Raw genomic sequence first — 23720 nt, forward strand, 5'->3', positions numbered from 1 at the left:
TTGAACTCCGGCGTGAACGAGCGGCGAGGCCGAGGCTTCTTCTTCCCCATGCTCTCCATGATGGACATCCTCCCCAGAGAGGCCAAAGCCCCTCATCCAGGGTGTCCGTCAAAGTGGATCAAGCCCACACCGAGACATTCTGCCGCGCCGGAGCGGCCGGGGCAGAAACACCAGACACGGCAGCGGACGGCGACACGGAACGAGCCTGCCGGACCCGCGACTTCGCCGGCGTCGCCCCCCCACCGGTCCGGACTCCGCCCCCAAGGCCAAGGCGGCGGAACCCACAGCCCGGGTCCTCGCTCGGCACAGCGGTCGGAGCCACGGCGGAACGCACCCGGTCCGCGAATCCCCCGCCGGCACCGACGAGGACGGCTGGGACGGCGCAGCCAGACCAGCGGCTGCGGCCGGGGCGGGTTCCATACCGGCCCGCGAACGTGCCGAAGGCGGAATCGGAGGCCGAGCAGGCACCGGAACCCGGGTCCGCGCCGAAACCGGAGTCCAAGACCACATCGGAGAACAACACCGCCGGGACCGGATCCACCGACCGTTGCGCCGCGCACCGCTCCCCCAGCCCGCCCGAACGGCCCGGCTCGTTGCGCGGCTCGCTGCTCGACTGTCCCGGCTTCACCACGACAGCAACCCCCTGCACGGGCCACGGCGGTGGACACCGCCAAGGAATGTACCGATTAGCCCCGGAGGCACCGAATGAACCGCACCACCCCAGGGAGGGTGCACACCAGCCCAGAAAGTCGGCATGGGCGCGTCTCCGCCACACAGCCATCGCATCCCTGTCGGCAGTCAAACCGTCACGGAGCCCCGGGCAGCCAAGTCTTTGGATCACCCGTGGCAACGAGTTCGGAACCATGCCGCACCCGCAACGAAAGCCGGCCGCTACGTCTGCGGACCGTCGTGCGAGGCGAGCAACCCGAGCTCCGTCATCCGCAGAGTCAGTAGTTCCACACACAGAGGCAACCCCGGGACTGGATCGTCCGCACTATCGCGCATCAGCTTGATGGCTTTGACCTTTTCGCCCGATCTAATGAGACCGTCTACCTTGTCCTGCGTTTCGACAGAGAGTCGGCCCCACAGTTCCTCTGCCATGGAAATACTGGTCATACGCTCCCCAAGATCCGTGACACCACCGACGCCCGTTGAAGGCGCCGCCAGCGCGGAGAGAACGACACTGGGGACGAACATCGGTACGCCGAAACACATCTGACAGGGGTCGCCTGAACGTCTCCACAGGCCCGGCGGGTGGTCGGCAAAGGCGATCACGGACGAGTCACCCGGTAGTCGCGCGACGGCGCTCAGCCTGGCCTTCGTGAGCCGCCGGGCACCATGTCATACGTGGCAACTCAGATTGACTACAAATCCATCTCCTGAAAGTTCTTCTTGGTACCTATGGATCGCTTGCGGCGAGGGAGCAGCAGGGGCGCGATGAGTGCAACTTGCTGCCTGGGGCAAACTGCGTGAAGCGTCCATCCCTCTTGAGAAATCCACCAGCCATCGTCAGTCACCACATCAGTCCAAGGCCAAGCCAGATCGAGATGACCTTAAATAAAATTGGCTCGACTGACGGCAAGGTCTTCCACGGGATCGCCAATCCTAAGAAACGCCCCAGAGAAGATCTTCAGAGCTTCGCGAGGGATTCTTCGCGCCGCAAAGCTCTTTATCAGTTCCTGAGATTTGTATTCGTCAACAACCTGCTGCCGGTTTTCTCCTTCACGGCTCGAAGCGTAGGAGGACCATGAAGGTACTGGCTCCATGGATCCCTGCAGGTCGCGCCAGAGATCCCAGGTTGCACCAGCGTAGTCGGCAGCCTCTGCTCTGACCGCCTCGAAGTCAAGGAGGCTTCGCCTGCCTCCGGCACATCTCCTGACAATCCCGGGGCTCCTTGAGCCGTGCTCCCAAGCGAACTCTGCGGAATTAAGGAGATCCGATGCATTCGCCGCGCCGGCGGCTACTGGGATCCCAGAGCCATCGACTCCCCCTTCGATACTCCATGAGTCCCAAATCCCAAGCTCTTGGGACTCGGCACGGCCGACTTGGAATGGAGCCATGGCATCAGTGATTAGCTTCAAAAAATCGACGTACTCCCACGTCACCCCACCAGAAGCCACTCGAACGGAAACTCCGGCCATTCTAAACCTTTCGATGGATATCCTGATTTTTACCACGGCCCCATGCACTCTGCGTCGACTTTTGAAGGCGTGCAGTCTTATGGGTTCAGATCGCTTCATTGCTATTTCCGCAAGGTCCACTCCAAAGACACCGGTCCATCATGCCCAATGGGTCGATCGTGTCTTTGCCCATTTCCTTCAGCCCTTGCTCCGGGAGTGTCAAGTTCCTGGCGTAAACGGTTAGTTGATGTTGCTGGTTAGTGGGTGGTGCGTATGAGGCGTCCTTCGAAAGTGATTTCGAAGGCGTTGAGGGCGGGTTTCCAGCGTCGGGCCCAGCGGGCTTTGGCGGTGCCGGTGGGGTCGAGCGCTATGAGCGCCAGGTAGAGGCATTTGAGGGCGGCGGCGTCGCTGGGGAAGTGGCCGCGGGCGCGGACCGCGCGGCGGAGCCCGGCGTTCAGCGATTCGATGGCGTTGGTGGTGCAGATGATGGCGCGGATCTCGGCGTCGAAGGCGAGGAACGGGACGAACTCGGCCCAGGCCGCTTGCCAGAGCCGGACGATCGCGGGGTACTTCTTCCCCCACGTCTCGCCGAACTCCATGAACCGCTCCAGCGCGGCGTCTTCGCTCGGCGCGGTGTAGACGGGCTTGAGGTCGCGGGCGATCTTGTCCCAGTCCTGGCGGCCGGCGTAGCGGAACGAGTTTCTGAGCAGGTGGATGATGCAGGTCTGGACGACGGCCTGCGGCCAGACCGTGTTGATCGCGTCGGGCAGGCCCTTCAGGCCGTCGCAGACCACGATGCAGGTGTCCGCGACGCCGCGGTTCTTCAGCTCGGTGAGCACCCGCAGCCAGTACTTGGCGCCCTCGGAGCTGCGCGACGTCGTCGTCGACGGGCCTCTTTGCGCGACTGCTTCCGGCCGGTGTACTTCACCAACTACAGCTCCGTGCCAGGACGCGTGGGCAGTGCCCGCGGCGCGCTGTGGTTCTGCACCGAACACAGCGCACTCGGCGAAGCACGCACGCACATGACCTCCGGCCAGGCTGTGGACGACATCCGCGCCGGTGTGCGCGAAAGCTCGGTCGCGGGGGATCGCCAGTTGGCACTCCAGGCGACTCGGGATCCGCTATTTGACATAATGCGCATTATCGGCGAACTGCGGGAGCGGGCTGGGAGGGGCTGAAGGGGCTTCAGAACGCTTGCTGCAGGCTGCCGTTCGCGCTGGCTCGAGGCGGGCCGCGTCCCGTACGCGTATGCCGCGGTTGCGCGTCGGCGCCGGGCGTTCGCCACATTGCCCTGGGCGTCGCCCGGTACGAGTGAGCGCACGTGCACCCACGCCGATGCGCACGTCGGTGTATCGGACTTTCCGTACGTACGCCGGCCGTTCATTTCGGATCGGTCCGTACGCGTCACGCGCCTCCGTACAACCTCCGCTACGTCTTCGGCGTCCGCGTCCGGTGTCAGGATGCTTCCTGGCGAAGCCCCCGCAGGCCGGCCGGATTTGTCTGAAACGATCGTGAAGAGGCCGTCCCCCGCCACCGGCCCGGAGCTTCGCCCGTACGGCGAATCCTCCGCAAGCCGCCCGCCCGGTCGTCCGGCGCGCGCACGGCGGGCTTCTGCGGCAGGCTGGAGCAACTCCCCCGCCAGGGGGTTGCTTCGACTCCCCCGAACCATGCCGTGCAATCAGCATTACACGACATGGTTTGGTGTTGCGCGGCCAACGGCCTTTTCCTGCAAGCGAGTTCGTGCAGGAGCCCAGGCTGCGAACCGACCCGTCGATCCTGCATCTGCGCCTCGCGCGCCCGGGGTTCAGCTCTCCTCCAGCGGCACGAAGCGCACCTCCCCTCCCCTGGTGACCAGGTGCCCCGCCGTCGGCCCCGGGAAATGCGTGCCGATGACCAGCACTCCCGTGTCCGCGTAACGCCGCACGAACACACGCCTGGCCTCCGCAGCCAGCACAGCATCGTGATCCGCGGCACTCGCCATGCCCGGGACAGTGAACTGCAGCGGATGGTGCACCACATCACCGGTAATCACCGCCCACTCCCCCACAGACTCGATAACGACAGCAACCTGACCGGGCGTGTGCCCGGGGGTCGGCTCGAGGCGTACGCCGGGGGCGACGACGTGGTCGGCGGGCACCAGGTCCAGGAGTCCGGCTTCGGCGACCGGGTCGAGGGTGTCGTGGAGCGGGACGAGCCAGGGTTCCTCGGGGCCGGCCTTCCAGTGCTCCCATTCTTCGCGTACGACGAGGTGCCGGGCCTCGGGGAACGTCGGGACCCAGCGGCCGGCATCGAGGCGGGTGTGCCAGCCGACGTGGTCGAAGTGCAGGTGGGTGCACACGACGGCGTCGATGGCGGCCGGCGGGTAGCCGAGTGCGGCGAGGTCGTCGGGCCAGGTGGTCTGCAGGCCGGGGAACGGGAGGCGGTCGCCGCGGTCGTTGCCCATGCAGGTGTCGACGAGGATGCGGCGTTCGCCGGTGTCGATCAGCAGCCCGTGAAGGACAGGACGAAGGTGCCGCCGGGCTTGGCGAAGTGCGGGAACAGCCAGGGGTGCCGGTCGAGGAGGCCTTCGTCGTCGGTGTCCAGGGCGCCGATGACGGGGACGTCCGCTTCGGTCTCCAGGATCTTGTGCACCGTGGTCGTGCCGATCCGCCATGCCGACGTCATGTGGTCGCTCCCGTGCGCTGTCCGATGGGGCCCGGTGGGGTCCCGGAGGGGTGGGCCGAGGGGGTGTTCCCCGGGGGTGCGTCGAGGGCTCGGCAGGGCTCTGCGGAGCCCTCGGCTCCGGCCCGTGGCGAGTCCGCGCCGGGACACGTTCTCACTCATACGCCTGATTGAAGAAGTGTGCCGCGGCATGACGAGGATCACGCTCCGGCGGCGGTGCCGGGCGCCCCTGTGAAGCGACGGATGGAGATTCCGGGCAATCCGGTTCCGGGCGGGCGGCGGGTATTCGTGCGAACGGCGGGAAACTCCACAAACCGCCTGGTCCGGCAACCGGTCCGTCGGGCGGTTGCGGATTCGCGGCGGGCGGCGACTTCGCTTTTCTGCAATACGGCGCGGCGAGGGCCCGGCGAAGCTCTGCCCTGCGGATCTGATGACGCGTCAGATCCGGGATGAGGTGTGTACCCGATCTGTCTGGGAGTCCGCATGGAATTCGGTGTCATGATCCTTGGCTACGTTCCCGAGTTCCGCCGGGTAGGGAATCCGGCGGCCGAGCATCAGGCGCTCATGGCCGAAATCGACGCGTGCATCGCGGCGGACCGGGCCGGCTTCAAGTACATGTGGGCGACCGAGCACCATTTCCTCGACGAGTACTCGCACATGTCAGCGAACGACGTCGTGCTCGGCTATCTCGCGCATGCCACCGAGCGCATTCACATCGGTGCGGGCATCTTCAATCCGCTGCCCCAGGTGAACCACCCGGTCCGCGTCGCGGAGCGGGTCGCGATGCTGGACCACCTCGCGGAGGGCCGGTTCGAGTTCGGCACCGGGCGCGGCGCCGGCTCGCACGAGATCCTGCCGTTCCTGCCCGGCGTGGAGAACCTCGACGAGACGCGGGAGATCTGGCAGGACGTCATCCGCGAGTTCCCCAAGATGTGGCTCCAGGACGAGTACGAGGGCTACCGCGGCAAGTACTGGCAGATGCCGCCGCGCAAGATCCTCCCCAAGCCGTACAAGCCGTCGCATCCGGCCATGTGGTACGCGGCCGGCAGTCCGCCGTCGTTCGAGATGGCGGCCCGGATGGGCCTGGGCGTGCTGGGCTTCTCGATCGGCGAGCCGGAGCTGGCCGAGCAGGCTGTGAAGCTCTACAAGGACACGATCGTGAACGCCGAGCCGATCGGCGACTACGTGAACGACAACGTCATGGTGTGCACGACGGCATTCGTGTCGGAGTCGTACCGGCAGGCGGTGTCCAATGCGGTCGCGGCGCGCCCGATGTATGTCACCAGCAATGTGTTCCGGTACCACGACACCATTCCGCACGTGGAGGGCATTCCGTTCTGGCCCGAACTGATGCCCGATCTGACCGCGGAAATGGTGGAGTTCGCGTCGGATGCGGGTGCGATGATCTGCGGCGACCCGGATACGGCGATGCGCACCGTCAAGGAATTCGAGGCGGCCGGCGTCGACCAGCTGGTCCTGGGAATCGGATGCGACACGCCGGAGAACACGCTGGAGACCATTCGCCTTTTCGGTGAGCACATCATCCCGAAGTTCGACACCGACCCGGTGCACCGCACCACGCGGTTCCGCGACGCTGCGCGCTGACCCGCCCGCCGCGCACGGTTCTCCGCTCTCCTGGTCTTCCGGTCTTCCGGTCTTCCGCTCTCCCCGTCCTTCACCGGTTCTCCGCCGTCCTGCCTGTCCTGCCTGTACTCGGCAGCCCTCGGCTGTTCTCCTCCGTCTTGTCTCCGTCCTTCCACCGTCCATCCTCCGAAAGGCATTGCCATGACCGTCTTCACGCGTACTTCCCGGCGTTCGCTGGACGTCGGACCGCGCCGGCTGCGCCGGCTGCCGGACTACATCAAGACCCCCGAGTACACGGCGTTCGAGCTGGTGCCGCACGGGCCGCTGATCGGTGCCGAGATCCGCGGGGTGGACCTGCGGGAGCCGCTGACCGAGGACGTCCGCAAGCAGCTGGACGACGCGCTGCTGGAGTGGAAGGTGATCTTCTTCCGGGACCAGCCGGTCACCTCGGAGCAGCAGCGCGACTTCGCGCGGAACTGGGGCGGGCTGGAGGTGAACCCGTACCTGAAGCAGGGCGAGACGCCCGAGGTCGTGCGGTTCGAGAAGGGCCCGGACTCCCCCGGTCGGGAGAACGTGTGGCACACGGACGTGACGTGGCGTGAGGAGCCGGCGCTGGGGACGGTGCTGCGTGCGGTGGAGATTCCGGAGGCCGGTGGGGACACGATGTTCGCGGATATGGCGGCGGCGTACGACGGGCTGCCGGCGAAGGTGCGGGCCCGGGTGGACGAGCTGGCCGCGGTGCACGACTTCGCGTGGGCAGCGCGGCATGCGATGAGCAAGGAGGCGTACGAGAAGCGGAAGGCGGAGTTCCCGCCGGTGGTGCATCCGCTGGTGCGGGTGCACCCGGTGACCGGGCGCCGGTCGCTGTACCTGAACGAGGTGTTCATCGAGAGCATCCCGGGGCTGGAGCAGGACGAGGCGGAGGACTTGCTGTCGGTGCTGTTCGCGCAGACGCGGGTGCCGGAGTTCCAGATGCGGTTCCGGTGGGAGGTGGACTCGGTGGTGTTCTGGGACAACCGGGCGGTGCAGCACTACGGGGTGAACGACTACTACCCGAACCGGCGGGTGGTGGAGCGGGTGTCGATTCTGGGCGACCGACCGTACGGGCCGTACAACGTGCCGGCGGGGCGGGAGTTCGATGCGGATGCGGCGGAGCCGGCGGGTGCGGGTGCCGCTGCGGGCGGTGCCGGCCGCTAGCGGTGCGGGGTCGCGGGTGCCGTCCGTCCTTTCGGGGCGGGCGGCACCCGCGTTCTTGGGCGGGGTGCCGCCCGGGGTGCCGGAGCGGCTGCGGCCGGTGAGCGGTCAGGTGGCCGGTCAGCCGGTCAGCCGGTCAGTCGGGCCGGTCAGCCGGCCGGGCGGGCGGCGGCGTCCTCGGGGGCGAGGCGGAGGGCGTCGACGCAGTGGAAGACGGCTTCGGCCTCGACGAGGGTGGTGCCGTCCTCGGTGTGGGAGCTGGCGGTGACGCGGAGGCTGCGGCCGTCGGGGAGTTCCTCGGCGACGCGGGCTTCGTAGTGGACGGGGACGTGGAGGGGTGTGGCGCGGCGGTAGGTGAGGCGGAGTTCGCGGGTGAAGCCGAAGCGTCCGACGGTGGTGGGGGCCATGCCCATGATCTCGTCGAACATGGCGCTGACGATGCCGCCGTGGGCGCGGCCGAGGGGGCCTTCGTGGAGTTCGCCGAAGACGACGCGGCCGCGGACGGTGTCGCTGCCGCCGGCGACGCGCATGGGCGGGGCGAGGGTGTTGGCGAGGCCGATGGTGGGGCAGCGGACGGCGGGGCCGAAGTCGTCGGCGCCGCGCTGGGCGGAGTCGGCTTGCGGGACGGCGGCGGCGAGTTCGGCGTGCAGGGTGCGGAGCTGCTCGGCGGCGGTGTCGAGGGCGGGGACGTGGGTGTCCTGGGGTGCGGCGCGCAGGACGAGGGTGGCGAGGGCGCGGAGTTCGGCGGCGATGCGGAAGCGCGCGGCTTGTCCGGCGTCGACGGGTTCGGTGCGGGTCCAGAAGATCTGGAGGTCTTCGGCGTGGCCGGGTCGGAAGGTGGTGGGGGTGGCGGGAGCGGTCGCCGGTGCAGTCGCCGGTGCGGTCGCGGGGGTGGCCATGGGGACTCCTCGGGGCTGGATGCCGACGCCCCAGAAAGTAGAATGAAGTTCTACTGTTGGTCAAGGAGTCTTCCGGTTGCTCTCCGCCTTTCGCGCCCCGCGTTCCTGTCGTTCCCGCCGTCGCGGGTCAGTCGCGCAGCAGCCGCACGATGACCGCCTCCAGGTCCCGGACCAGCTCGGGCCACGTCGTGCGTCCCGTGACCCACGCGGTGAGCCCGGCGATCAGCACCGACTGGACCGCGACCTGCACGGTGTCGGCGAGCGGGGCGGGGACGTCGTGCATGATCGCCCGCATCGCCCGCGCGGAGGCCGCGTCCATCTCGGCGATGGTCTCGCTGGCGTACGGGTCCGGCGAGGCGACCAGCGAGACCACCAGGCGCGCGAAGTTCGGGTGCCGCTGGAAGGCCCGCAGGCCGCGCAGCGAGAACCGCAGGACGCGTACGTCGGGGCGGTCCTCCTCGGGGGCCGCGGCGCCGGGCCGGCGGGCGGCGTCCGCGGCGACCTGGCGGACCAGCCGGTCGTGCCAGTCGGCGACCGCGGCGGCCATCAGGTGGTCCTTGGAGGCGAAGTACCGGTACAGCGTCTTGAGGGCGACGCCGGAGCGGGCCGTGACGTCCTTCATCTGGAAGGCCTCGGGGCCGACGTCGGCGACGAGGTCGATCACCGCCTCGGTGATGCGCCGACGTCGCGCGAGCTGTGCGTCGGTCATCGTGTCCACGGCCAGCGGCGGGGCGTCCAGGGTGTCCATGCGGAGGAGCCTAGTACCGCCTCCGCACCACCTCAGGAAGAACGGTATTCTCTCGACGCATCCGGGCAGCCGGGGCGTGCGCCGCGACACTTGGGAGGGCGGATGGGTACGACCGTCAGGGCCGGCATGCGCGAGTCGCGGTGCCCGGCCGGCAGCTGGGAAGTGGTGGACGGGCGGCCGGACCAGCGGCTGCGCGGCGGTGTGCGCGGCTACCGGGGGTACCGGTTCGGGGTCGGGCACACGCTGCGCCGGCTGGAGATGCCGATCCAGATGGTGTCGATGGTGGTGCTGTTCGACGCGCCGATCCGGATGAGCCGCGGCCCGTCGGCGACGCTGCAGTGCGGGGCGGGCGAGATCTTGGTGACCGGGCTGCAGACGCAGGCGGTGTTCGCGGAGCACAGCGGGCGCATGGAGGCGGTGGAGGTGCTGCTGTCGCCGGGGATGGCGTACCGGCTGCTGGGCATCCCGATGAGCGACATCGCCGAAGCGCATGTCTCGATCACCGACTTGGTGCGCGGGCGGGATGCGCGGGTGGCGGACCGGCTGGCGGCCGCGCCGGACTGGGCCGCGCGGTTCGACGTGCTGGACGACTTCCTGCTGCGGCGGTGCGCGGACGGCCGGGATCCGGATGCCCAGGTGATGGAGAGCTGGCGGGCGCTGCAGCGGAGCAGCGGTACGGACCGGATCCGGTTGCTGCGCGACACGGCGGGGTGGAGCAGCCGGCATCTGGAGAACCGCTTCCGGCAGACGATCGGCCTGGCGCCGAAGAAGGCGGCGCGGGTGTTCCGGTTGCAGCGGGCGCTGTCGCTGCTGGCGGCCGGCACGCGGCCGAGCCAGGTGGCGATGGGCAGCGGGTTCTCCGACCAGGCGCATTTCAGCCGGGAGTTCAAGGCGATGACGGGTCTGACGCCGAGCCAGTTCGTGGCGCACCGGGACGGCGAGCCGGCCGGGTCGCAGCGGTTGGACCGGGTGGACCAGCAGGTCACCAGCTTGATGCTGCCGGCGCTGAGTGCCTGAGCCGAATGCCTGACCTGAAGGCTCGACCTGAGTGCCCGAGCCGAGTGCCCGACCTGAGGGCTCGACCCGAGTGCCCAAGCCTTGCCCGGTCGCCTTTGGTAGCGTCCGGACCGGACACCGATGGCCGCGCCTTCGGCTCCCACGCACCGCGTGTGCCGGGGGTTCCCGGCGCCACCCGTGAGGAGCCGATCGTGGCTGCGCCGCCCCGTACCGCCGAACAGCGTTTGCGCGACACTCTGGACCGCCTGGCAGGTGACGTCGACTTGTGGCTGGCCAGTGCGGACCCGGAGTCCGGGATGCCGTATCTGGTGCCGCTGTCGTTCCTGTGGGACGGCGAGGCCATCGTGTTCGCGACGCCGGCTGCGAGCCGTACTGCGCGGAACCTCCAGGCCGTGGGCCGGGCCCGTATCGGGGTGGGGCCGACGCGTGACGTGGTGATGGTCGAGGGTGTCGTCGAGGCCGCGGAGCCGGCCGATTCGGTCGATGCCGAGTTCGGCGACGCGTTCGCCGCCAAGGCGGAGTTCGACCCGCGCCCGCTGGCGACGCCGTACCTGTACTTCCGGATCCGGCCGGTGCGGGTGCAGGCGTGGCGCGAGGCGAACGAGATCGCGGGGCGCGACCTGATGCGCGACGGGAAGTGGCTGGCCGGCTGACCGCGCACGAACCGGCCGCGGTCAGCCCTGGGCGAGCGTGATCGGGGCGAGACCCCAGCCGTACTGCAGGGCGATGGCGTCCGGCACGCCCGGCGTCCCGTCCGGGGCGGCCGGGGTGGCGGGAGTGACGATGTACCGGGCTTCGCGGCGGACGACGAGTTCGCTGCCGGTGTTCTCGATGAGCAGGAGTGCGGCGCCGCGAGCCGGGACGGTGCAGGCGTCGAGCTGCATCTCGATCGCCGGTCCGCTCTGCGGGTACAGCGTGGCGACGGTGTCGAGGCCGGCGAAGCTGTCCGCGCCCTGGTGGATGGACACGAAGAGCAGGAGCCGTTTGATCTCGGCGGCGTGGTCGAGGCCGATGGTGAGGCTCTCCCCCACGCCGCGTCCACCGCTGCGGTCGTCGCGTCCGAGGCGGACGTACGGGGGCGCGTCGAGCGCGCCGTAGAGGCGGCCTGCCGGGTGGACGATGCCCTTGGTGCCGTCGCGGAGCTCCCAGAGGCATTGGAGGTCCAACTCGGCGCTGCGGGTGGAGACGGCCTGCCGGGCGCGGCGCAGCCAGCCGCGGGCGTCGGCGGGCGGGGCGTCGGTTCGCCGGGCGCTCCAGACGAGTTCGACGCGCAGCGGGCCGGTGGCGCTGCCGTGGCGGGTGAGGGATGCGGTGGGGGCGTCCTGGGTGAGGGTGGTCTTCGCCTGCGAGGCCGGAGCGGACGCCGGGCGCCGGTCCTGCTGCGGTGCGCGGCCGAAGGGCGAGGTCGCCGGCCAGGGCGCGGTGGCGAACGGTGACCGGGCCGCCGTCGGCGTCGGGGTCGATGCCGCGGTCGGGGTCGGGGTCGCCGTGGGGAATGGGCTCGGTGCGGGTGCCGGTACGGGTGCTGCGGGTTCCTCGACGGTGATGCCGAAGTCGGTGGCGAGTCCGGCCAGCCCGGTGGCGTAGCCCTGGCCGACGGCGCGGAACTTCCAGCCGCCGCCGCGGCGGTAGAGCTCGCCGAGGACGAAGGCGGTCTCGGTGGTGGCGCCGGTGCTGTCGAAGCGGGCGATCTCGGTGCCGTCGGCGGCGTCCAGGACGCGGATGTGGAGGTCGCGTGCCTGTCCGAAGGTCCCGCCGTCGGCGGAGGCGGCGAGGACCACGGTGGCGGTGTCCGCGGGGAGTGCGGCGAGGTCGGCGGTGAGGGTGTCGACGACCTTTCCGTCGGCGTCCTGGTGCTTGCCTTCGTGGCGGACGGCGCCGCCGGGGTGGGCGGGCTGGTTGTAGAAGACGAAGTCGTCGTCGGAGCGGACTTTTCCGGCGGCGGTGAGCAGGAGTGCCGAGGCGTCGGCGTCGGGGGTGCCGGGGGCCCGGAGCCAGCCGAGTTCGACGCGTACCCGGTCGGCGGGTACCGGGATGTTGGCGCCTTGGAGCATCGGCATGAGGTTCTCCCCGAGATCGTTTGCGGCAGCGTACCGGGCGGTTCGGGTGCAGTCCGGGGGCGATCCGGGTGCGGTACGGGGCCTGGTCGGGCGCCGGGGCGTCCCCGTCCTACGGCAGGAGGTCGAGGTCGTCCGGTGCCGGGACGGGGCGTTTGACCGGGGCGGGCCCGAACATCTTGCGCATGACGGGTTCGGCGAAGCGGGCGGTGAGGGGCCCGGCGACGACGAGGATCAGGACGTACGCGGTGGCCAGGGGGCCGAGGCGGGAGTCGGTGCCGGCGGAGACGGCGAGGCCGGCGATGACGATGGAGAACTCGCCGCGGGCGACGAGTGCGCCGCCGGCGCGGTAGCGGCCGGGTTTGGCGATGCCGGCGCGGCGGGCGGCCCAGTAGCCGGTGGCGATCTTGGTGAGGGCGGTGACCACCGCGAGGAGGAAGGCCGGGAGCAGGACCGGCGGCAGGTCCGCGGGGTCGGTGGACAGCCCGAAGAAGACGAAGAAGACGGCGGCGAACAGGTCGCGGAGCGGGGACAGGACGTCGTGGGCGTGTTCGGCGACTTCGTCGGAGATGGCGATGCCGACGAGGAAGGCCCCGACCGCGGCGGACACCTGGAGGCGGTCGGCGAGTCCGGCGACCAGGACGGTGAGGCCGAGGACGCCCAGGAGCAGGAACTCGTTGTCGTCGCTGGACAGGGCCTTGGAGACGAGCTGGCCGTGGCGCAGGGCGATCACCAGGACGACGGCGATGGTGCCGAGGGCGATCGCGACGGTGATGCTGCCGCCGAGGAGTCCGACGCCGGCCAGGAGCGCGGTGAGGATCGGCAGGTAGAGGGCCATGGCCAGGTCTTCGAGGACGAGGACGCTGAGCACGACGGGGGTTTCGCGGTTGCCGAGGCGGCCGAGGTCGCCGAGGACTTTGGCGATGACGCCGGACGAGGAGATCCAGGTGACGCCGGCGAGGGCCATGCAGGCGACGGGTTCGAAGCCGAGGATGAGGCCGGCGAGGAATCCGGGGGTGGCGTTGAGGAGGAAGTCGACGCCGCCGGCGGGGGCTCCGGCGCGGAGGTTGGTGACGAGTTCCCCGGCGTTGTACTCGAGGCCGAGGAGGAGCAGCAGGAGGATGACGCCGATTTCGGCGCCGACGGAGATGAAGTCGTCGCTTTCGGAGAGGGAGAGCATGCCGCCGTGTCCGAAGGCGAGCCCGCCGAGGAGGTAGAGCGGGATCGGGGACATTCCGAAGCGGGCGGCGAGGCGGCCGAGGATGCTGAGGCCGAGGATGACGGCGCCGAGTTGGATGAACAGCGTGGCGGGGTGCATGGCGGGGGTGCCGGGCTCCGGTTCGGGGGCGGGGGGGTGTGCGGGCGGTGTAGGCGGTACGGGGGCGGGGCGCAGCTTCGGGGTGGGGCGGGGGCGGATGCTGCGTGCGCGTTGTGGGTGCGGCCTGGTGCGGCGTCGTGCCGTCTGGGTCGGGTGGGTCGGGTGGGTGCAGGTGGCCGGCTCGTGTCCGGCGGCTCGTGTCCGGCCAGTCGGACGTGGTGTGGCCGGCGCGGTGTGGCCGGCGCGGTGCGGTCGGGCGGTGTCCGGCCGCGGCGGGGCCGCAGGGGCTGTGGGGTGGTCATCGGGTGAGGGCTTCGGGCCTGCGGGCGTGGTGGGAGCCGTGGCGGGCGCGCCGCAAACCGCTACGTAGCCGCGGCGATCGCGATGGCTATGGCTGCGGCGGCGGTTCGGCTGGGTGCGGACCGGTTGCGGCCGGTACGCCGACGCAGCGCCGTAGGCCGGTCGGGCTCGGGCGTACCGGGCTCGGGCGCACGGAATGGCCCGACTGGGGCGGAGCGGGCCGGAGCGCAGGCTTGCGGGGCTCAGTCCTCGGTGAGGAGTTCGGCGAGCGCGGCGGCTTCGGCGGGGGTCAGGCGTACGCCGGGGCCGCAGGCGTCGGGGTCGTCGATCTCGAAGATGGCGAGGCTGCGGCGTCCGTCGCGGGCGGCGACGATGCTGAGGGCGCGGCCGCCTTGGGTCTTGAGGGTGTACTGGGTGCCGATGCCCGGGAGGGGGGTCGAGGTGATGGGGACTTGGCTGGCCATGGCGGGTCTCCTGGTCGGGTGCGCGGTGCGGCGGGCGGTGCCGCGGGTGGTCCTGCGGGTGGGCTGCCGGATGGTGGCCTTCTCGTCACATTAGTGGCGGGTGGTGCGTTCGGTGGTGATCCACAGGCCGGGTGTGCCGCAGGTGTGATGGGATGCGCGGTGGACGGGGTCGGTGGGTTCCGGTCGGTTGGCCGGACGGGTAGTCGGCGGGGGTCGGGGATGGGCGACGTGGTCGGTTCGGGGCCGGCGGATGCGGCCGGTGCGGTTGCGGTCAATGCCGAGGAGCCGTTTTTTGTTCCGCTGGGGGCGGAGCGGTATGCCGCGTCGGAGCTGACGCAGGGGCCGTGGAGTCTGGAGCAGCAGCACGGGGGTCCGCCGTCGGCGTTGCTGGCGGGGCGGTTGGAGCGGTTGGCGCCGCGTCCGGAGCTGGTGCCGGCGCGGCTGACGGTGGAGTTCCTGGGCCCGGTGCCGGTCGGCGAGGTGCGGGTGGCCGTGCGGGTGGTGCGGGACGGGCGCAGCGTGCAGCTGGTCGCGGGCGAGCTGAGTGTGGACGGGCGGGTGTGCCTGTCCGCGCAGTTGTGGCGGGTGCGGGCGGCGAAGGTGCCGGGGCTGCCGGAGGCGGCGATGGTGCCGTCGGAGGTGCCGGGTCCGGTGCCGGCGGAGCCGCAGGGGCCGTTGGCGCGGCGGTTCGGGTACGGGCGGGCGCTGGACTGGCGGTTCGTGTCGGGGTCGTTCCGGTATCCGGGTCCGGCGACGGCGTGGGTGCGGTGCGGGCGTCCGCTGGTGGAGGGCGAGGTGCTGGGGGCGCTGGAGCGGGTCGTGCTGGTGGCGGACACCGGTTCGGGGATCGGTGCGGAGCTGGATTCGCGGCAGTTCGTGTGGCCGAACCTGGATCTGTCGGTGCACTTGATGCGGGTGCCGGTGTCGGAGTGGCTGTGCTTGTCGTCGGCGACGGAGTTGGGGGACGCGGGCGTCGGTGTGGCGCGTACGCAGTTGTTCGACGAGGCGGGGCTGTTCGGTTCGGTGGCGCAGTCGCTGTTCGTGGCACCCGTCCCGGGAGCTTCGGCACCGTAGTGCGGGGAACGCCACGCGGTGTTGCGCGGCGCGGTGCGGTCGGATGCCCCGCCCCTCCCACAACCCGCGTCCGCCCCCGACTCCCGCCCCCTCGCACAACCCGCGTTCTCCCTCAACCCGCTCCTTCTCCAACCCCGCTCCTTCTCCAACCTCCGCTCGTTCCCAACCCTGCTCCTTCTCCAACCTCCGCTCGTTCCCAACCCTGGCCCCTTCTCCAACCTCCACTCGTTCCCAACCTCCTTCCCTCCCCTGGAACTTCGCCCCTTCCCCATTCGTTTGGCCCGCAGGGGGCCCGCCCTCTTTACCTCCACCAGACCCCGATCTCCACTTCCCGTTGCCATCCCCCCGGCCCCGCCGCGCAGCAGCGTCCTCCCACCCCTTGTCAGTACGCCATGGTTGGCTTTCTCGGTCGGCCCGTCCGCCGGTTGCCGGGTGCGGGTCGCGGCCGAGGGTGAGGGACGCGGGTGTGGCGGCGCCGAGGGAGTTGCGCCGGGTCGAGGTCGGCGCGGCGGTGCGCGAGTACGCGGATGTGCTGGCGCTGCGTGTGGCGATGGGTGCGCTGGCCGCGTCGAGCGCGGCTGCGTACGTCCGCGATGTGGAGGAATTCGCACGCCTGGTCGGTGCGGCCGTCGTCCTCGACGACGTGGAGGCGTCGGACGTCGAGCTGGCCGTGGTCCGGATCGCCAACGCCCCCGACGCCCGGTACTCGCGGCGCCGCAAGCTGGGAGCGGACGGCGAGGACGTGCCCGGTCGGGGCCTGCATGCACGCGCGCGCTGGCTGGCCTCGGTACGCGGGCTCTTCCGGTGGGCCATCCAGGGGGCTACGTACGCGCGGATCCCATGAAGTTCGTGGCGGGCGTACGCGTGCCGTCGCGCGCGAAGGGCGCCCGGCTCGGCCTGTCCGTCGAGGAGGCCGTCGCGCTGCGCGAGTCCCCGGGGGCGCTGCCGGGAGCGGTGTCGGGGGTCGTACGCGCGGATCAGCGCTTGGCGCTGCGCGACGAGGTGATCCTGCGGCTCCTGACGGAGACGGGCCCGCGGGTGTCGGAGATCTGCGCGGCAAATGCGGACGACGTACGCCGTCTGGAGGACGGCGGCTGGATGCTGCACATACGGCGGGGCAAGGGCGGCCGGTCCCGGCATGTGCCGTTGTCGGAGTCGTTGTTGGCGGCGCTGGCGGCGTACCGGGAGGGTGAGCGGCCGGCACCTCCCGCGTCGGATCCGGCGGAGGCGCGGGCGGACGCGGCACGGGCGCTGGTGGTGACGGTACGCGGGCGGCGGATGGCGCCGCGGAACGTGCAGCGGATGGTGCAGCGCCATGTGCGGCTGATGCCGGCCCGGTTGCGGCAGGCGGTGACGCCGCACGGTCTGCGGCACACGGCCGCGACGGTCCTGCTCCGCCAAGCAGGCGCGGACGTGGGCACGGTCGACGACATCCTGGGCCACGGGGACGTGTCGACCACGTCCGTCTACCTGGACCCGTCGGCGGTGGCGGCCGCTGAGGCGCTGGGGCGTTCACCGCTCGCGCGGTGACCCGTAGTCCGGGCACCGGTCGTACGCACAGGCCCGTCGGACAGGCCCGTCGTACGCACGAACCCGCCGTACCCAGCGCGGCCCCGGTACGCAGGCGGACCGCCAGACGTGCAGCCACGCGGTTGCTCCGTATTGCGGCGACCGGGTTACGCATGGTGAGTCGGGGCCCTGCGCGCGGGTATCGGCGTCGTCGGGGGATGTCGTCCTGTGCCGTGCGTGTGTGTGGAGGTCGTGGTGACGCAACCGCCGAGTCCGCCGGGTCCGCCTGGACCGGGCCCGTGGCCGCCTGATCCGTTTCCGGTGCCGTCCCCGGAGCCGGGGCCCGAGCCGCTGCCAAACCCGTTCCCGGATCCGCTGCCGCCGGACCCTGCGGGATTCCGTACGGACCGCCCGCCGGCCGCGGGCTGACCGCAGACCCACCACACACCGACCACACACCGACCGGAGACCGGCCACGGCCGGCCGCGAGCCGATCGCGAGCCGATCGCGGCCGGCCGGAACGCCCCTCGCCAACCGCCGCGGAAGAGCCGGACCGCCACCGGCTCTTCCGCGGCGTGGCAGGATCGCGATCATGTCGCTCAGTGCTCCCCGCCTCCGGGTCGGCCCGACCGAGATCATCGCCCTCGCCGACGCCGAGGGGCCGTTCTTCGCCCCGCGCGCCGAGGCGTTCCCCGACGCGACGGCGGCGCAGTGGGCCGCGGCCGACCGGTTCGATCCCGGGTCGGTCGACGCCGGCGGCCGCTGGTGGCTGCAGTTCCGCGCGTACGCGATCCGCAGCGACCAGGGTGTGACCGTGGTGGACGCCGGGATCGGCCCGGCGGACAGCCCGGCCGCCTCATGGGCGCCGGTGCCTGGCGTGCTGCCTGCGTCCCTCGCCGCCGCGGGCATCGACCCGGCCGAGGTCGACACGGTGGTGCTCACGCACCTGCACACCGACCACGTCGGGTGGGCCGTGGTGACCGACGCCGCTGTTCCGCCGGCAGAGAGCGCCGCGGGAGCCGCGAGTGCCGCCGGGCGCCGCCGCCCGTACTTCCCGAACGCCGAGTACCTGCTGCAGCGCGCCGAGTTCGAGGCGCTGGACGCGCTCAACCCGCAGCTTCGCGGGACCTTGACCGACCCGCTCCAGGCCGCCGGCCGGCTGCGCCTCCTGGACGGGGACACGCCGCTGCGCGCAGGTCGCGTCGTCGCCACGCCCGGGCACACGCCGGGGCACCAGAGCGTGCTGGTCGAGGCCGGCCGCGAGTCGCTGGTCGTCACCGGCGATCTCCTGGTGCACGCGCTCCAGTTGCTGCACCCCGAGCTGGCGTACGCGCACGAGGAGGACCCCGAGGCGGCCCGCAGCTCGAGGCAGCGCCTGCTGGACCGCGGCACGGGAACCCCGGGCGGCCCGGGCAGCATCCGGCACTTGGCGACACCGCACCTGACGGAGCCGTTCCACACTCTCTGAGCGCGCAGCGGAAGCAGCTGTGGTCGCCTTGGTAGGTCATGGCGGCGCGCCCCGTCGACGGCAGTGGCCACCGTGTTCGGTAGCCCCGTCGGCGTTGGGTGCAGCATCGGCTCGTTTCGTGGATACCGTGCCGCGTGTCGTCCGTGCTGCGCGTAGGTTGCGGAGTACCCACGGCAGCCGGGAGGCGTAGAGGTGCCCGCGAAGGACAGCGACATCACTGTCATCCACCTGATGCGCCATGGCGAGGTGTTCAACCCGGAGGGCGTGCTGTACGGCCGGCTGCCCGGCTACCACCTGTCCGACCTCGGCGTGAAGATGGCCGAGCAGGTTGCGGATCGCCTCGCCGACCGGGACATCGTGTACGTCGCCGCCTCGCCGCTGGAGCGGGCGCAGGAGACGGCCGCACCGGTTGCCGCCCGCCACCGCCTCGACGTCGTGGCCGATCCCCGCCTGACGGAGGCGAAGAACAGCTTCGAAGGGAAGACCTTCGGCGTGGGCGCGGGCGCGCTGCGGAACCCGCGGTATTGGAAGTACCTGCGGAATCCTTTCCGGCCGTCGTGGGGTGAGCCGTACATCGACCAGGTCGTGCGCATGTCCTCGGCCCTCGATGCAGCGCGGGACAAGGCGCGCGGGCATGAGGCGGTGCTGGTCAGCCACCAGGTGGTGGTGTGGGTTGTGCGTTCGTACGTCGAAGGGCGCCGCCTGCTGCATGATCCGCGCAAGCGGCAGTGCTCGCTGGCGTCACTGACGACGTTCACCTACGAGGGCGACCGCGTCGTGTCGGTGGGCTACAGCGAGCCCGCGAGGGACCTGCTGCCGTCGAAGGCCGAGGCTTCGTCTCGGAGCCAGTTCGGCGCCTGACGCAAAGGTGCCGAACTCATCGCTTGTGGGGTGGTGTCGGCGTCGTCGTGGTAGTCACGCCGGATCGCCGCGGGGCCACACGCAACGGCCGCATGCGAAGGGCCGCACGGCACAAGCCGCGCGGGCCTTCGCATGCGGCCAGACGCCCCCTCATCGGGCGCCCGACTTCACCGGGCGCCCGAGTTCACCCGACCCGGTTCAACGGACCCGGTTCAACGGAAGCCAGGCATCACCGGATGCCCGTCGGGTTCAACGTTGCCCGGGTTCAGCGGATGGGGATGCCGCTGATGGTCCGGGCGATCACCAGGCGCTGGATTTCGCTCGTGCCTTCGAAGATCGTGTAGATGGCGCTGTCGCGGTGCATGCGCTCGACGGGGTACTCGCGGGTGAAGCCGTTGCCGCCGAGGATCTGCATGGCGTTGGTGGTGACCCATTTGGCGGTCTCGCCGGCGTACAGCTTGGACATGGAGCCCTCCGCGGCCTCGAACGGCTGGCCGGTGGTGGCCATCCAGGAGGCGCGCCAGACGAGCAGGCGGGCGGCGTCGATGCGGGTGCGCATGTCGGCGAGGGTGAAGGCGACGCCCTGGTTGTCGATGATGGGGCGGCCGAACTGCTCGCGGGTCTTGGCGTAGTCGAGGGCGTACTCGTACGCGGCGCGGGCGATGCCGACGGCCTGGGCGCCGACCGCCGGGCGGGACGATTCGAAGGTGGCCATCGCGGCGTTGGCGCGGCCGCCGGTGCGGCCGCCTTCGCGGGCGCGGGCGATGCGTTCGTCGAGCTTGTCCTTGCCGCCGAGGAGGCAGTCGCCGGGGATGCGGACGTTGTCGAGGATGACCTCGGCGGTGTGCGAGGCGCGGATGCCGTGCTTCTTGAACTTCTGGCCCTGGGTGAGGCCGGGGGTGTTCGGCGGGACGACGAAACTGGCCTGGCCGCGGGCGCCGAGGGTGGGGTCGACGGTGGCGACGACCACGTGGATGTGCGCGATGCCGCCGTTGGTGGCCCAGGTCTTGACGCCGTTGAGGACCCATTCGCCGGTGATGTCGTCGTACGTGGCGCGGGTGCGCATGGCGGAGACGTCGGATCCGGCGTCGGGTTCGCTGGAGCAGAACGCGGCGACCTTGACGTCGTCGGGGGTGCCGAACATCCGGGGCGCCCAGAGGCCGACCTGCTCGGGGGTGCCGTTGGCGACGACGCCGGCGGCGGCGAGGGTGGTGCCGGTGATGGCGAGTCCGAGGCCGGCGTCGCCCCAGAAGAGTTCTTCCATGGTGAGGGGTATGCCGAGGCCGGTGGGGTCGAAGGCCTGGGTGGAGAAGAAGTCGAGGGAGTAGAGGCCGATCTTGGCGGCTTCCTGGAGGATGGGCCAGGGGGTTTCTTCGCGTTCGTCCCATTCTGCGGCGGCCGGGCGGAGGACGTCGGCCGCGAAGGTGTGGACCCAGTCGCGGACGGTGCGCTGGTCGTCGGTGAGTTGGAGGGAGAATGCGCTCATCGGGTCTGGCTCCCTGCGGTGGTTGGTGGTGTGATGCCGTGCCGGGGTCGGCGGGCTTCCTGGCGGGTGGTGCCGTGCGGGTGTGCGGGAGGTGCGGGGTGTGCGGTGCGGTGGCACGGGGTGGTGCGGGGACCATCTACGTGTTACCGGTTGGTAACCCGCAGTGTGTTACTCCTGGTAACATCTGTCAAGGTCCAGGGCGCTTCCACCTACTGTCGGTAGTGGACCGCACCGGCGGCCCGCCCGGCCGCGCCGCAGCCGGCACACGGCAGGCAGCAGCGCACGCACGGGCAGTCGGAACAGCAGACGGAACAGAAGCAAAGGTTCGGCGAAGGGTCGCATGACGCACAACGAAGCCGCTGCCGCCGGGACGACCGGACCGGCCGCGGACTCCCCCGCAACACCCGGCGCGGGCGCAGCAGCGGGCTCCGGCACCGGGGCCCCGCAAGGCAGCGCGCAGGGCACCGCGCACAGCGGCCGCTCCGCGCTGCGCCGCCTGGAACTCCTGGACGCCGCGGACCGCGTGGTGATGCGCGACGGCCCCGACGCGTCGATGAACACCATCGCCGCCGAGGCCGGCATCACCAAGCCCATCCTCTACCGGCACTTCGGCGACAAGGACGGCCTCTACCGGGCGCTCGCCGAACGCCACACCGAGGAACTGGCGCTCGCCATCCGCGCCGCCGTCGACCCCGGCCCCGGCGGCGCCCGCACCCCGCGCGGCCGCGTGCAGGCCACCATCGACACCTACCTGGCGCACATCGAGGCCAACCCGCAGGTGTACCGGTTCCTGCTGCACCGCGCCGGCGCCGAATCCGCGGACGTGCACGGCCATGTGACGGCCTACCAGCGCCGCGTCGGCGAGGAACTGGCCCGCTCCTTCGACCCGCTGGGCGCCACCGGCGTCCTGGCCCGGGCGTGGGCGCACGGCATCGTCGGCATGGTGCAGGCCTGCGGCGACTGGTGGCTCGACGAGCACCCGTGCGAGCGCGCCGAGCTGACCGTCTACCTCACCGAACTCCTGTGGGGCGCGCTGCCGACCGCGCTGGCCGCCGCCGCAGACGCCGTCGAGGCAGCCGAGGCAGCCCGCCCGGGCCGCGGCCCCCGTCCCGAGGGAACGGACGCGGCGGACGGTACGGGCGGGGACGCGCAGGGCTGACCTGCCCGATGCGGCGCGGGCCGCGCGGGCCGCGCCAGGGACGGACACGTGTCACCGCCGACAGGCACCAGGGCCCGAGTCAGCGCGTACGTCACCGGCCGCCCCCGGGCGGCCGAGCCCTCGAATCCTCGGCTACCGCCCCGCGCGGTAGATCTCGACGCCCCGCACGACCGTGCGCTCGCACACCGGCAGTTCGGCGTCCGGCGACAGGTCCGGCAGCCCCGGAGTTCCCGAGCTCGGGTCCGTCGACCACGCGGACAGGCGCTGGTCGGGGGCCTGGACGGTCAGCTCGCCGGTCCGCCACACCGCGTACGTCGCCGGCGCGCCCGGCACCAGCACTCCCTCGTCGTCGCGCCCCAGCGACCGGTGGCCGCCGCGGGTGTGCGCGTTGAACGCGGCGCGCACCGAGATGCGCTGCTCCGCGGTGCGGTGGAACGCGGCCGCGCGGACCGTGCCCCACGGGTCCAGCGGCGTCACCGGCGCGTCCGAGCCGAACGCGAGCGGCACCCCGGCGCGGTTGAGGGTGGCGAACGGGTTCATGCGGGCCGCCCGTTCGGCGCCCAGGCGGCGTGCGTACATGCCGTCCGGGCCGCCCCACGCCGCATCGAAGCCGGGCTGCACGGACGCCACCAGGCCGAGGTCGGCAAACGCTGCCACCGCCGCGTCGCCCACCAGTTCGGCGTGCTCGACGCGGTGCCGCAGCGCCCGTACCGGTCCCGCGCCGAAGCGGTCCGCGGCGGCGCGCGCACCGGCGACGACCGCGTCGACTGCGGCGTCGCCGATCGCGTGGAACCCGGCCTGCACACCTGCCTCGGTGCACGCCGCCAGGTGCGCGGCGATCGCGTCCGGGCCCAGGTGCGCCAGACCGTGCGTGCCGGGGCGGTCGGTGTAGGGGGCGTGCAGGCAGGCGGTGTGCGAGCCGAGCGAACCGTCCGCGAACAGGTCGCCGCCGAGGCCGTGCGCGCCGTGCCGGGCCATCAGCTCGCGGGCCTGCGCGGCGGTCTCCACGGCCTCGCCCCAGTACGCCACGACCTCGGGGCCGGCCTCCTCGGCGGCCAGCTTGAGCAGCAGCGCCGGGTCCTCCTCGCCGGCGATCTCCGGTCCGGCGCACTCCACGAGCGTGCCGATGCCCAGCCGGGCGGCCTCGGCACGGGCCGCGCGCTGGGCCGCGACGCGCTGCCCGGAGGTGAGCGCGGCGTGCGCGGCGGCACGGACGGCGTGGTGCGCGGCGCCGGTCAGCGGGCCCGCCGGGTCGTACCCGTCCAGGCCTGCCAGGCCGGGGACGGCGGCGCGCAGCGCCGAGGACGCCAGCGCGGAGTGCACGTCGATGCGCGACAGGTACGCGGGGCGGTCGCCGACCGCACGGTCCAGCGCTGCGATGTCCGGGACGCCGGACGCGAACGCCGGTTCGTCCCAGCCCTGGCCGAGGACGACCGCGTCGGCGGGCAGCGTGCGGGCGTGCGCCGCGATCCGGTCCAGTCCGTCGCCGGGGCCGCCGGCGCGCAGGCCGGAAAGGTCCAGGCCGGACAGCGCGAGGCCGGTGGCGGTGGCGTGCACGTGCGCGTCGACGAACGCCGGGACCACCAGCGCGCCGGCCAGGTCCACGATCTCGTCGGCGGAGGACGTGTGCGCCTCGGCGGCGCCCTCGGCGCCGATCCACGCGATGGTGCCGTCCTCGACGACCATCGCGGTCGCGAACGGATCGGCGGGGCTGTAGACGTTGCCGTTGCGCAGCAGGATCACGGTCATGGGCCCCAGTCTGCCGCGTCCGGCGCGGGACTCCGGCCACGGCTCCCTGCCG

Annotated in this window: 22 protein-coding genes and 1 pseudogene; 11 read left to right on the forward strand and 12 right to left on the reverse strand. The window is 71.5% G+C overall.

The annotated features are described in order from the left end of the window. Positions 1 to 891 precede the first annotated feature (891 nt). From LZ495_RS26200 to LZ495_RS26210, 3 genes and pseudogenes are all read right to left on the reverse strand, one after another. Positions 892 to 1275, reverse strand: a complete 384-nt coding sequence (locus LZ495_RS26200) for a hypothetical protein (RefSeq protein ID WP_235055359.1) — start codon at positions 1273 to 1275, stop codon at positions 892 to 894. A 278-nt stretch (positions 1276 to 1553) separates the two neighbouring features. Continuing rightward, positions 1554 to 2240, reverse strand: coding sequence for a Rho GTPase-activating protein (locus LZ495_RS26205; protein ID WP_235055360.1), 687 nt, complete (start codon positions 2238 to 2240; stop codon positions 1554 to 1556). Between the two features lie 137 nt (positions 2241 to 2377). After that, positions 2378 to 2983 (reverse strand): annotated as a pseudogene (locus LZ495_RS26210) (IS256 family transposase); the annotation flags it as partial. 54 nt (positions 2984 to 3037) lie between these two features. On the opposite strand from LZ495_RS26210, the gene LZ495_RS26215 reads away from it, so the two are divergent. Then, entirely contained in the window at positions 3038 to 3298 is a 261-nt protein-coding gene (locus LZ495_RS26215) for a hypothetical protein (RefSeq protein WP_235055520.1), read from the forward strand. 626 nt (positions 3299 to 3924) lie between these two features. Here LZ495_RS26215 and LZ495_RS26220 read toward each other — a convergent pair. Both LZ495_RS26220 and LZ495_RS26225 read right to left on the reverse strand, forming a co-directional pair. Beyond that, positions 3925 to 4563: an MBL fold metallo-hydrolase gene (locus LZ495_RS26220; protein ID WP_235055361.1), complete on the reverse strand. Its 639-nt coding sequence runs from the start codon at positions 4561 to 4563 to the stop codon at positions 3925 to 3927. A 38-nt stretch (positions 4564 to 4601) separates the two neighbouring features. Beyond that, positions 4602 to 4784 carry a hypothetical protein gene (locus tag LZ495_RS26225; protein ID WP_235055362.1) on the reverse strand — a complete coding sequence of 61 codons (183 nt, stop codon included), beginning with the start codon at positions 4782 to 4784 and terminating at the stop codon, positions 4602 to 4604. A 480-nt stretch (positions 4785 to 5264) separates the two neighbouring features. Between LZ495_RS26225 and LZ495_RS26230 the strand changes: the two genes are divergently transcribed. Both LZ495_RS26230 and LZ495_RS26235 read left to right on the forward strand, forming a co-directional pair. Further along, on the forward strand, positions 5265 to 6386 hold the full coding sequence (locus LZ495_RS26230) for an LLM class flavin-dependent oxidoreductase (protein ID WP_235055363.1): 1122 nt from the start codon (positions 5265 to 5267) through the stop codon (positions 6384 to 6386). Positions 6387 to 6566: 180 nt separating this feature from the next. Then, on the forward strand, positions 6567 to 7562 hold the full coding sequence (locus LZ495_RS26235) for a TauD/TfdA dioxygenase family protein (protein ID WP_235055364.1): 996 nt from the start codon (positions 6567 to 6569) through the stop codon (positions 7560 to 7562). A 146-nt stretch (positions 7563 to 7708) separates the two neighbouring features. Here the strand turns inward: LZ495_RS26235 and LZ495_RS26240 are convergent, their stop codons facing one another. Together LZ495_RS26240 and LZ495_RS26245 are read right to left on the reverse strand one after the other, a co-directional pair. Continuing rightward, positions 7709 to 8458, reverse strand: a complete 750-nt coding sequence (locus LZ495_RS26240) for a PaaI family thioesterase (protein WP_235055365.1) — start codon at positions 8456 to 8458, stop codon at positions 7709 to 7711. Between the two features lie 127 nt (positions 8459 to 8585). Further along, positions 8586 to 9206 (reverse strand): TetR/AcrR family transcriptional regulator, encoded by a 621-nt coding sequence (locus LZ495_RS26245; RefSeq protein WP_235055366.1) that lies wholly within the window; start codon positions 9204 to 9206, stop codon positions 8586 to 8588. 102 nt (positions 9207 to 9308) lie between these two features. Here LZ495_RS26245 and LZ495_RS26250 point away from each other — a divergent pair, with 102 nt between their 5' ends. Next, on the forward strand, positions 9309 to 10223 hold the full coding sequence (locus tag LZ495_RS26250; RefSeq protein WP_235055367.1) for a helix-turn-helix domain-containing protein: 915 nt from the start codon (positions 9309 to 9311) through the stop codon (positions 10221 to 10223). Positions 10224 to 10411: 188 nt separating this feature from the next. After that, complete coding sequence (locus tag LZ495_RS26255; RefSeq protein WP_235055505.1) at positions 10412 to 10876, forward strand: pyridoxamine 5'-phosphate oxidase family protein; 465 nt, start codon at positions 10412 to 10414, stop codon at positions 10874 to 10876. Between the two features lie 21 nt (positions 10877 to 10897). Here the strand turns inward: LZ495_RS26255 and LZ495_RS26260 are convergent, their stop codons facing one another. The 3 genes from LZ495_RS26260 to LZ495_RS26270 form a co-directional block, all read right to left on the reverse strand. Further along, positions 10898 to 12283, reverse strand: coding sequence for a TerD family protein (locus tag LZ495_RS26260; RefSeq protein WP_235055368.1), 1386 nt, complete (start codon positions 12281 to 12283; stop codon positions 10898 to 10900). A 109-nt stretch (positions 12284 to 12392) separates the two neighbouring features. Further along, positions 12393 to 13598 carry a cation:proton antiporter gene (locus tag LZ495_RS26265; protein ID WP_235055369.1) on the reverse strand — a complete coding sequence of 402 codons (1206 nt, stop codon included), beginning with the start codon at positions 13596 to 13598 and terminating at the stop codon, positions 12393 to 12395. Positions 13599 to 14140: 542 nt separating this feature from the next. Continuing rightward, positions 14141 to 14362, reverse strand: coding sequence for a cation:proton antiporter regulatory subunit (locus LZ495_RS26270; RefSeq protein WP_235055370.1), 222 nt, complete (start codon positions 14360 to 14362; stop codon positions 14141 to 14143). A 219-nt stretch (positions 14363 to 14581) separates the two neighbouring features. Here LZ495_RS26270 and LZ495_RS26275 point away from each other — a divergent pair, with 219 nt between their 5' ends. From LZ495_RS26275 to LZ495_RS26295, 5 genes are all read left to right on the forward strand, one after another. After that, positions 14582 to 15436 carry a thioesterase family protein gene (locus tag LZ495_RS26275; protein ID WP_235055371.1) on the forward strand — a complete coding sequence of 285 codons (855 nt, stop codon included), beginning with the start codon at positions 14582 to 14584 and terminating at the stop codon, positions 15434 to 15436. Between the two features lie 466 nt (positions 15437 to 15902). Continuing rightward, positions 15903 to 16280: a hypothetical protein gene (locus tag LZ495_RS26280; RefSeq protein WP_235055372.1), complete on the forward strand. Its 378-nt coding sequence runs from the start codon at positions 15903 to 15905 to the stop codon at positions 16278 to 16280. Beyond that, positions 16277 to 16966 (forward strand): tyrosine-type recombinase/integrase, encoded by a 690-nt coding sequence (locus tag LZ495_RS26285; protein WP_372498651.1) that lies wholly within the window; start codon positions 16277 to 16279, stop codon positions 16964 to 16966. Before LZ495_RS26280 ends, LZ495_RS26285 begins: the two co-directional genes overlap by 4 nt. Before the next feature lie 571 nt (positions 16967 to 17537). Further along, on the forward strand, positions 17538 to 18413 hold the full coding sequence (locus tag LZ495_RS26290) for an MBL fold metallo-hydrolase (protein WP_235055373.1): 876 nt from the start codon (positions 17538 to 17540) through the stop codon (positions 18411 to 18413). 231 nt (positions 18414 to 18644) lie between these two features. Continuing rightward, positions 18645 to 19274 carry a histidine phosphatase family protein gene (locus LZ495_RS26295; protein WP_235055506.1) on the forward strand — a complete coding sequence of 210 codons (630 nt, stop codon included), beginning with the start codon at positions 18645 to 18647 and terminating at the stop codon, positions 19272 to 19274. A gap of 265 nt (positions 19275 to 19539) precedes the next feature. Here the strand turns inward: LZ495_RS26295 and LZ495_RS26300 are convergent, their stop codons facing one another. Further along, on the reverse strand, positions 19540 to 20760 hold the full coding sequence (locus tag LZ495_RS26300) for an acyl-CoA dehydrogenase family protein (RefSeq protein WP_235055374.1): 1221 nt from the start codon (positions 20758 to 20760) through the stop codon (positions 19540 to 19542). Positions 20761 to 21100: 340 nt separating this feature from the next. Here LZ495_RS26300 and LZ495_RS26305 point away from each other — a divergent pair, with 340 nt between their 5' ends. Beyond that, positions 21101 to 21919, forward strand: coding sequence for a TetR family transcriptional regulator (locus LZ495_RS26305; protein ID WP_235055375.1), 819 nt, complete (start codon positions 21101 to 21103; stop codon positions 21917 to 21919). A 132-nt stretch (positions 21920 to 22051) separates the two neighbouring features. On the opposite strand, the gene LZ495_RS26310 is transcribed toward LZ495_RS26305, so the two are convergent. After that, positions 22052 to 23668 (reverse strand): amidohydrolase, encoded by a 1617-nt coding sequence (locus LZ495_RS26310; protein WP_235055376.1) that lies wholly within the window; start codon positions 23666 to 23668, stop codon positions 22052 to 22054. Positions 23669 to 23720 lie beyond the last annotated feature (52 nt).

It is taken from the genome of Yinghuangia soli, assembly GCF_021502675.1.
Taxonomy (GTDB): Bacteria; Actinomycetota; Actinomycetes; order Streptomycetales; family Streptomycetaceae; genus Yinghuangia; species Yinghuangia soli.